3 protein-coding genes and 1 pseudogene are annotated in these 2271 nt (G+C 63.3%); all 4 read left to right on the top strand.

What is annotated here, in order from left to right; all coding sequences use genetic code 11:
- Window positions 1-381, top strand: a pseudogene (locus tag Q0T48_RS04395) (deoxyguanosinetriphosphate triphosphohydrolase); the annotation flags it as partial.
- A 20-nt stretch (window positions 382-401) separates the two neighbouring features.
- Window positions 402-1061, top strand: a complete 660-nt coding sequence (locus Q0T48_RS04390) for a hypothetical protein (protein ID WP_295952957.1) — start codon at window positions 402-404, stop codon at window positions 1059-1061.
- 3 nt (window positions 1062-1064) lie between these two features.
- Window positions 1065-1637, top strand: coding sequence for a DUF1415 domain-containing protein (locus Q0T48_RS04385; RefSeq protein WP_295952954.1), 573 nt, complete (start codon window positions 1065-1067; stop codon window positions 1635-1637).
- Window positions 1618-2271: SAM-dependent methyltransferase (locus Q0T48_RS04380; protein WP_295952952.1), on the top strand; the 654-nt coding region annotated here is incomplete at its 3' end. The genes Q0T48_RS04385 and Q0T48_RS04380, both read left to right, overlap by 20 nt.

Here is a 2271-nt window from a genome sequence, read left to right as displayed (position 1 = left end):
TACGACGTGATCGCCGCCACCCAGGCCGCCCTGCAGGCCGCCCAGCCGAACAGTGTGGATGCTGCCCGCCAATGCGCGCCGCTGCTGTGCTTCAGCCCGGCCATGCGGGCGCAGTCGCTAGAACTGAAGCGCTTTTTGATGAAAAACCTGTACCGCCACCCGCAGGTGATGGCCATGACCACGCAAGCGCAAACCATGGTGCAAGACCTCTTTAAAGCCTACCTGGCCGCACCGCAGGAAATGGCCCCCGCGTATACCGAAAGAGCCGCCCGGGCCGCCGCCAATACCCCGCGTGTCGTGGCCGACTATTTGGCCGGCATGACCGACCGCTTTGCCGCCCGCGAACATGAGCGTCTGACCGGCCAAAAGTTACTCGGCTAAAAACAACAAAGAGACATCCCGTGAGTTTTCTGAACCAACTCAAGACCCAGGCCCACGCCCTGCGCAGCCAGCAAAATGCCACCCAGATGTCGGCCGAGGCCCGCGTGGTGCAGACTGAGGCCGCCTGCCAGACGGTGGCCAACTACCTGGCCGACTTGGCCCAGCAGCTCAACGTCATCACCCCGCCCGCGCCCGTCTTCACGCTGGACGGAAAAACCCCCTGGCCCGCGATGAAGATGGCCGACTTTCGCTGCGACGTGCGGCAAAAACGCTTGCACCACATGGGCGGCGTGGACGTGACGGACTACATCGGCATGGGCTGGCGCGTGCTGCCCCAGGTGGGGCCGCCGGTGAAGGCGGCGGTGAGCGTCAACTTCCCCCCCGAGCTGGAGCGCGTCGAAGCCCGGCTGGCGTTGGGCCATTTGAAGCACGAGCGCCTGGAGCAACGCCACCCCGACACCAATAAGCTGCTGGCCATCCGGTTTGAGTACACCACCGAGCTGTTGGGCAGCGTGCGCATCACCCCCGACCACGACCAGTCCTGCTTTGCGTTCCGCCTCAGCAATGCCACCGGTTTCGAGGTGCACACCACCCAGTTGCCTACTTCCGAAATCAACCTGGGTGTGCTGGACGAATTGGCCCGCCTGCTGGTGGCCCAGCCTAGTCGCTTCCTGCGCTAAGCCATGGCCTCCTCTGATGCGACCGTGATCGACGACATGCGCCGCTGGCTGGAGCGCGCCGTGATCGGCCTGAACCTGTGCCCCTTCGCCAAAGCCGTGCACACCAAGGGCCAGATCCACTACGCGGTGAGCGCAGCCACCGATGCCGAGGCTTTACGCCAAGACTTGATTCGTGAGCTAAAAGAGCTTCTAGCCCATGAAGCGTCTGCGCGAGACACTACGCTTTTAATAGCACCCAAGGTGCTGGCCGATTTTCTGGAGTACAACGATTTTCTGGGCGTTGCCAACCGTGTGCTGCGCAAGATGAAATTGGAAGGCATGGTGCAGATCGCCAGCTTCCACCCCGGCTTCCAGTTCGGCGGCACCGATGCCAACGACATCACCAACTACACCAACCGCGCTCCGTACCCCTGCCTGCACCTGCTGCGCGAGGCCAGCATCGACCGCGCCGTGGCCGCCTTCCCCGAGGCCGAAGCCATCTTCGAGCGCAACAAGGCGACGATGGAGGCGCTGGGGCAAAATGGTTGGGATGCCCTGGGCGTGGGAAAATCACCCGATGAAGACCCCCCAAAATAAACCGGTAACCGCACCTGCGCTGCCGCCCGAAATCGACCCCGCCCAGTCTGTCGAGCTGCTCAAAGAGCTGCATATCCTAACCCGCGACGGCAAGCTCAACCAGGACTCGCGGCGCAAGCTCAAGCAGGTCTACCACCTGTTCCAGTTCATCGAAAAGTTGCTGGGCGAGCTGCCCGCCAGCAGCACCGGTTTGACCCTGGCCGACCATGGCGCGGGCAAGTCCTACCTGGGCTTCATCGTTTACGACTTGTACTTCAAAGCGCTGGGTGCAGGACATATCTACGGCATCGAGACCCGGGCCGAGCTGGTCACCAAGTCGCAAGAACTGGCCGCGCGCCTGGGCTTTGGCCGCATGTCCTTCCTCAACCTGAGCGTGGCCGAATCCACCCAGTCGGCCCTGCTACCCGAGCGCATCGACGTGGTCACCGCCTTGCACGCCTGCGACACCGCCACTGATGACGCAATTGCCTTTGGCCTGCAAAAGAACGCCCGCGCCATGGTGCTGGTACCCTGCTGCCAGGCCGAGGTGGCGGCCTGCCTGCGCCAGAACAAGGCCTTGAACGGCAGCAAAACCCCGCTGTCCGAACTCTGGCGGCACCCGCTGCACACCCGCGAAATGGGCAGCCAGATCACC

The organism is Rhodoferax sp., from assembly GCF_025354435.1.
In the GTDB taxonomy this organism is placed as follows: Bacteria; Pseudomonadota; Gammaproteobacteria; order Burkholderiales; family Burkholderiaceae_C; genus Rhodoferax_B.
The sequence above is the reverse complement of the archived record's forward strand: the minus strand, read 5'-3'. Positions and strand labels throughout refer to the sequence as shown.

What these genes read in the sequence shown, in the direction of transcription:
- Q0T48_RS04385 (WP_295952954.1), top strand. Translation starts at nt 1,065, where the DNA reads ATGGCCTCCTCTGATGCGACCGTGATCGACGACATGCGCCGCTGGCTG.